This is a genomic window from Candidatus Poribacteria bacterium (genome assembly GCA_021295715.1).
Taxonomy (GTDB): Bacteria; Poribacteria; WGA-4E; order WGA-4E; family WGA-3G; genus WGA-3G.
In genome coordinates, this window is record JAGWBV010000137.1 from 1 (window position 1) to 7,020 (window position 7,020).

5 protein-coding genes and 1 pseudogene are annotated in these 7,020 nt (G+C 47.7%); all 6 read left to right on the plus strand.

The features are described 5' to 3' along the window. The coding region (locus J4G07_21625; GenBank protein MCE2416585.1) for a mandelate racemase/muconate lactonizing enzyme family protein at positions 1 to 1,100 on the plus strand (1,100 nt) is incomplete at its 5' end. A gap of 605 nt (positions 1,101 to 1,705) precedes the next feature. Next, entirely contained in the window at positions 1,706 to 4,159 is a 2,454-nt protein-coding gene (locus J4G07_21630) for an SAM-dependent DNA methyltransferase (protein MCE2416586.1), read from the plus strand. Positions 4,160 to 4,209: 50 nt separating this feature from the next. Next, a complete protein-coding gene (locus J4G07_21635; protein ID MCE2416587.1) occupies positions 4,210 to 5,343 on the plus strand; it encodes a restriction endonuclease subunit S in 1,134 nt (377 codons plus the stop codon). Positions 5,344 to 5,346: 3 nt separating this feature from the next. Beyond that, positions 5,347 to 5,802 carry a hypothetical protein gene (locus J4G07_21640; GenBank protein MCE2416588.1) on the plus strand — a complete coding sequence of 152 codons (456 nt, stop codon included), beginning with the start codon at positions 5,347 to 5,349 and terminating at the stop codon, positions 5,800 to 5,802. A 3-nt stretch (positions 5,803 to 5,805) separates the two neighbouring features. Continuing rightward, positions 5,806 to 6,566: pseudogene (locus J4G07_21645) on the plus strand (DUF1828 domain-containing protein). A gap of 82 nt (positions 6,567 to 6,648) precedes the next feature. After that, positions 6,649 to 6,858: a hypothetical protein gene (locus J4G07_21650; GenBank protein MCE2416589.1), complete on the plus strand. Its 210-nt coding sequence runs from the start codon at positions 6,649 to 6,651 to the stop codon at positions 6,856 to 6,858. The last annotated feature ends 162 nt before the right edge of the window (positions 6,859 to 7,020 follow it).

Genomic DNA, 7,020 nt, shown 5'->3' on the forward strand with positions numbered 1-7,020 from the left:
AAATGGCAGATTATGAAGATAAAGGTTCTGAGATTCGAGTGACGAACCTTGAGGCTTTCCCGATGGGAGTGAAAGCCTACGTCAAAATTGAAACGAACATGGGTGTGACGGGGTGGGGCGAGATTAACAATATGGAGACAACCGTCACCTGTGCGTTAGCGCGTTCGTTGTCGGAACTGATTATCGGGGAAAACCCGACGCGCATTGAGCACCACTGGCAACGCCTGTTCCGCGCACACCGCAACATCCGAGGTGGAGGGTTGATGGTGCATACCATCTCCGCCATTGATATGGCACTGTGGGATATAGCCGGGAAGCTTTGGGGCGTACCTGTCTATCGCTTACTCGGCGGTCCCTGCCGCGATAAGATTTGGAAGTATCCGAGTCCGAAAGCAATTAAGACGGGACCTGGCGGCTCTCAGCCGTTTGCTGGCACCCCTGATGAGATTTCGGATCTCGTCCAGCGGATCCGCGAGGCACGGGAGAAAGTCGGTTCCGATGGTGCCGTGATGTTCGATGCACATAGCTGCCTACCGCCACCGATTGTCAAACAATTCGCGAGTTACCTGCAGCCAGACGACCTACTCTTTTTAGAGGAGGCATGGGTGCCGGGCAATATTGAAGTGATGCGTAAGATCCGAGAATCCGTCCCTGTGCCACTTGCCACCGGAGAGCGCGACCGCACGATATGGGAGGTCCGCGAAATCCTTGAAGCACAAGTGATTGACATCCTTCAACCCGATGTTGGACACGGCGGCGGTATTACGCAAGTTAAGAAAGTTGCAGCACTCGCCGAAGCACACCACGTCCCGATCGCGCCGCACTGCACGATGTCCTACCTCGGTCTCACCGCGAGTTTCCACTTATCCGCGGCTGTGCCGTTTTTCCTCATTCATGAAGGCTATGAGAACGTCCTTCCAGACGGCGTTGCCCACAAAACATGGGAGATGGATGAAGAAGGTTACGTTTCACTGCCAGAAGGACCCGGTTTAGGCGTTACCGTGGATGAAGCAAAGGTTATTGAAGTCGGACGGGAAGCGGGCAGACGTTTCACCTGGCCCGATAGTAGACTACCAGATGGCTCCATCGCCGATTATTAGAGGCAAACGTTCCTCCTTCGCTGGCAAGGTTTTATGAAAATTTAATTCGGCATATCCACACAAGAACGCAGCGAAACCCAACTTCATACCGTTAGGGGTGCGGATACCTCACAACGAAAGCGTTGGGTTCACTCGGTATCTGATCAATGCCTGGTCGGGATGCCATGTTTATAGAAATGCGTTCAAAGAGCCATCAGGTTTCCTTGTAACGGTTTTTGCTGGGGTGTTTCTTCAGCATGTTTATCGCTGCTAAAGAGCTATAAAAGCCCTAAATTGATACCTATGGTTGGATGGTGCTATACCACTGTCCCATCTAAAAAAGTTTGACACCTACACGTAAATACGATATAATTATACTATACTGAAAATAAGGAAAACGGCTTTGTCATTTTTACATTACCCAAAATGTTACACTTTCCGCAAAATTATTTTTTTTCCCGCGCGGAAAAATCAGAAGAAAAAGACCTGTGAACCCTCGTATCCACTGGGTTTCCTGCCAATGGCTTCTGTCCACAAAATATTACACTATCGTAACATTTTTAACGGAATTGTATAAAAATATTCTCATAGTAAAACAGGACACAACATAAAGAAAGGATCCACGAATGGCACTAAAGAAATCACAACTCTATGCCTCGCTCTGGCAAAGTTGCGACGAACTCCGCGGCGGCATGGATGCCTCCCAATACAAAGACTACATCCTGACGCTCCTCTTCATGAAATACATCTCCGACAAAGCCGACAGCCCTGCGGGTTCACTCATCGAAGTCCCCGAAGGCGGAGGGTTCACCGATATGGTGAAGCTCAAGGGCGATATTGAGATAGGGGATAAGGTGAACAAGATTATCGGCAAACTCGCCGATGAAAACGAGCCCCTTAAAGGTGTCATCGACCTCGCCGATTTCAACGACGAGAGCAAACTCGGCAGGGGCAGAGAGATGATCGATCGGATCTCCAGACTCATCGGCATCTTTGAAGGGCTGGATCTCCGAATGAACCGAGCAGAGGGCGATGACCTCTTAGGCGACGCTTACGAGTATCTCATGCGCCATTTCGCCACCGAATCCGGCAAAAGTAAAGGGCAATTTTATACACCAGCGGAAGTTTCCCGCGTTATGGCGAAGGTCATCGGCATCGGTCAAAATACCCAACGCACAGATACAATCTACGACCCAACGTGCGGCTCCGGTTCCTTATTACTCAGGGCAGCTGACGAATCACCAGACGGTATGAGCGTCTTTGGACAGGAAAAGGACAACGCCACCTACGCATTGGCACGGATGAACATGATCCTTCACGGCGATGAAACCGCCGAAATACGACATGGTAACACACTCTCCGCACCCGAATTTACCGACGAGAACGGTCTGAAGACCTTCGACTTTGCTGTTGCCAATCCTCCATTTTCTGATAAAGCGTGGACGACGGGGCTAGATCCTGCACATGACGAATATGGACGTTTCGGATACGGGGTCCCGCCTGCGAAAAATGGGGATTATGCCTTCCTACTCCATTTCATCGCCTCTCTCAAAAGCAAGGGTAAAGGGGCAATTATCCTGCCACACGGGGTTCTCTTCCGTGGCAACAAAGAGGCTGACATCCGCCGGAACCTCATCCAACGCCGTTATATCAAGGGCATCATCGGCTTACCCGCCAATCTGTTCTACGGCACTGGGATCCCTGCCTGTATCCTTGTGATTGACAAAGAGAACGCCCATGTCCGCAGTGGTATCTTCATGATTGATGCCAGCAGAGGTTTCCTCAAGGACGGCAACAAAAACCGGCTTCGCGCCCAAGACATCCATAAAATCGTCTCGGTCTTCAATGCACAGACGGAATTACCGCGCTACTCACGCATGGTTCCATTCTCTGAAATTGCCGATACTGCCAACACCTATAACCTCAATATCCCACGTTATATCGATGCCTCTGAACCCGAAGACCTCCACGACCTCGGCGCACATCTCAACGGTGGTATCCCCAACACCGATATAGACGCACTCAACAACTACTGGACGGTCTTCCCCACACTCCGAAATGCCCTCTTCAAAGCCAACGGCAGACCTGGATACAGCGATCCGCTCATGGAGACCCAACACGTAAAAACGACCCTCCTCACGCATCCCGAATTCAAGGATTACCAACAGCAGGTCAATGCCATCTTTCAGGCGTGGCGTGAGACACACGAACCCCTTCTGCTAAATATTGAAGTTGACACGTCTCCCAGAGAAATCATTCAAACACTGTCGGAGAATCTGCTAAAGCGGTTTGACGACTTACCACTCCTTGATCCTTACGATGTCTATCAGAAACTGATGGATTTCTGGGATGGGACAATGCAGGACGATGTGTATCTCATCGTCGCAGACGGTTGGGTCGAAGCCGCAAACCCCCGCGAGGTCATTCAGAACAAACAGGTGAAGGAGACACCCGACCTCGTCATCAAAAAGAACAGATACAAGATGGACCTGATCCCGCCGTCCTTGATCGTTGCGCGTTACTTCGCTGAAGAACAAACCGCCATTGAGGCATTACAAACCAAACAGACGACCGCGGAGAGCGAACTGGCGGAATTCATCGAGGAACACACCGGCGAGGACGGATTGCTCACAGATGCGACTAACAACAGTGGCAACATCACCGCCAGCAGCGTGAAAGCACGTCTCAAGGCACTCACCCCGGATATGCTCACCCGCCATGAGACGCAAGACAGCGACGACGAACAGGATGCCCTTGAGCGCTGCCTTTCTCTACTCGATGCGAAATCGAAAGCGGATAAAGTGGTAAAAGATGCGCAACTCGCACTGGGTACACAGGTGCTGGCGCGCTATGCCACGCTCACCGAGGACGACATCAAGGTGCTTGTGGTTGCCGATAAGTGGTTCGCCAGTATTCACGCAGCGATTAACGGTGAAGTCCAGAGGTTGACACAAGCACTCACAGGGCGCGTCCAAGAGTTGGAGGAACGCTACGAGAGTCCGTTGCTGGCATTAGCAGAGGAAGTGGAAGAGTATAGTGTAAGAGTTGAGGAACATTTGAGGAATATGGGAGTTGATTGAGCGTGAGCCAAAACATAATAACGGACCAGTTTCCTTCTGGGTGGCAAGTAATGCGAATCGGCGATTTATTTGAAGCAAAAGCTGGAGGGGATTATGATCCATCCAACTGCAGCGATGTTCGAGATAATCGTTATCCATATCCCATTTATGCAAATGGTTTGACTCAACAAGGTCTTTATGGTTTCAGCAATTATGCAGAAGAACTATCAGGATCAATCACTGTCACTGGAAGAGGTACTTTGGGACAAGCCTTCTATAGAGATACGCCATTCGTGGCAATTGGTAGGCTTATAGTCTTGAAACCAAAAACTTCAATTGACGCGCGATTTTTTTGCGAGTACATCAATTACGGAATCGAGTTCGCTGTTGAAAGCACTGGGGTTCCTCAGTTAACGGCTCCGCAGATTTCTAATTACCTTATACCTGTTCCACCGAAACCTGAACAACATGCCATTGCCGAGGTATTGTCGGATGTGGATGGGTTGCTCAACGCCTTAGACACACTGATCGCAAAGAAGTTGGCGATTAAGCAAGCCACCATGCAGCAACTTCTGACGGATAAGACGCGACTGCCGGGGTTTAGCGGGGTGTGGGAGACGAAACGTTTGGTGGATGTTTCGGACATTGATCCTGAGAACTTTTCAAGCAATACGATTCCAGACTACCAGTTTAACTACATTTCGCTTGAGCAAGTCGATTCTGGAAAACTACTTGGTTACTCCGAAGAGATCTTTCGGACAGCCCCTTCAAGAGCGAGGCGTATACTTCGGAATGGGGACGTGCTCATGTCAACAGTCAGATCGAATCTTATGGCACATCTCTTTTTTCAGGAACAAATACCAAATGCCGTTTGTTCTACAGGTTTTGCTGTTCTTCGTGCCAAACACAACCTATCCGATCCTTATTTTCTATTTTCCCAATTGTTTAGCAAGAGTGTAAACGATCAGATTACAAAAATTCTTGCTGGTTCAAACTACCCAGCTATTAACAGCCGAGACGTGAAATTAATTGAAATTCCTTGTCCTCCTCAGGTATCCGAGCAACGCGCTATTACTTCTATCCTTTCAGATATGGATGCCGAGATTGCCGCATTGGAACAGCGTCGGGACAAAACACGTGCCATCAAGCAGGGGATGATGCAGCAGCTCCTCACGGGCAAGGGGCGCCTATTGAAATCTGAATAAATTATGGGTATAATATTTACAGATGAAGAAATCAAAGCATTTATACAAGAGCGCAAAGTGTTACCAGACAATTGGGGTAGCAAACTTAAAAAAAGAATGAATCGCGGAAGCAATGAATATCTCCTGAATATAACCGGAGAAGAGGGGAACAAATTTCGAGTTATTGTCAGAATGAGCGTTTCCGACGAATTGAACTTTTCAGTTGTCTTAGGTGTTAAAGTTCCATCGCCGAAGAAATTTTTTCGACTTAGACGCTATAATGGCGGCAACCATGAACACATCAACCCAATTGAAAATGAAATAGTGACGGGTTTTCACATGAATAGTGTAAGGGAGGAAGATTACGCCGAACCAACAGAACGTTATACTGATGTCAACGGTGCTTTGAAATGTCTTTTTGCGGATGCAAATTTTGAAGACCCTAATGCGTTACAAGATACCCTATTTGAGGAGGGCTAAGCAATGTCAATAAAATCTATAGAACAAGACTTTATTGATAAAGTCTCGGCAAAGGTTCGGGTTTTACCCGATGGCAGAGATCGTTTTCCGGTGATCACATAGCCATTGTTCTAAAAAAAGAACAAGGACGCTGGTTACTCTCAGACGGAGGGCATACCTATATGCACCTTACCTACGATATTGATGAGAGGAAATTATTTAGGGGTACACGCGGGAAAATTATTTCAAATGCTCTGTCTACGTTTAAAGTTGAAGACCGTTTTGGAGAATTAATTCTTGAAGTCAAAGACGCGCACTTTGGTGATGCATTATACACCTTTGCCCAAGCACTGATAAAAATGGGAGATGTGTTATGCTTGTCAACAGAACATGTCCAATCCACATTTATCGCAGATTTTCAGGCACTGTTCCATGAGGTCATTCCAGAAGCGGATAGGGCTTTCGACTGGTACGATCCAGAACGTGATGAGGCGAAAAAGTACACAGTAGATTGTCGTATCAATGGGATGCCTGAACCGCTTTTTGTATATGCCCTTGCCAACAATGATAGAATCCGAGATGCGACAATCAAGTTACAAAAAGTAATACAATGGGACATTCCATTTCGTCCTTTGGGGATTTTCCAAGATAGAGAAGTTGCGAATCGTCAAGTGGTCGCTCGCTTTGATGATGTATGTCCTGTGCAATTCTCCAGCCTTGAAATAAACCGGCAAGAAATTGTAGATTATCTGGGAGAGAACATCCAAAGGGTACTTGTGCCATAATGTTCATATCTCAGTTTAGGGAGATTGCTTTGGCGAGTCTGAAGTCAGAAAGATCGGATTAAGAGGCAGCTCAAGTCATACCATGATTCAAAATGATACATACCTCAAAACGAGTCAACAACGTATCGCCTATTTTCAAAACTTACTCTGGCAATTGCGTGTTAAAGCCTCCGCTGAAGAATTTTCGCTCGTTTCAAGTGGGTACCGGGCGGAAATAGAAAAGATGCAAGAGGGCGTTCTGGGGTGCCTGACTCGTCATATATCTGAACCGAGACAAGAGACAGAGGCTTGAGTACTATCAATAATCGTAAGTTGGATAGGACGTACAAAATCCAGCAAAGAGACGCAATGAATTGCGCCACTACAAACGGGGATACTCTTAAAATCCGCGTTAATCTGCATAATCCGTGATAATCCGTGATTCAGACAATACGCGAGCCTACAAAGTATCAAA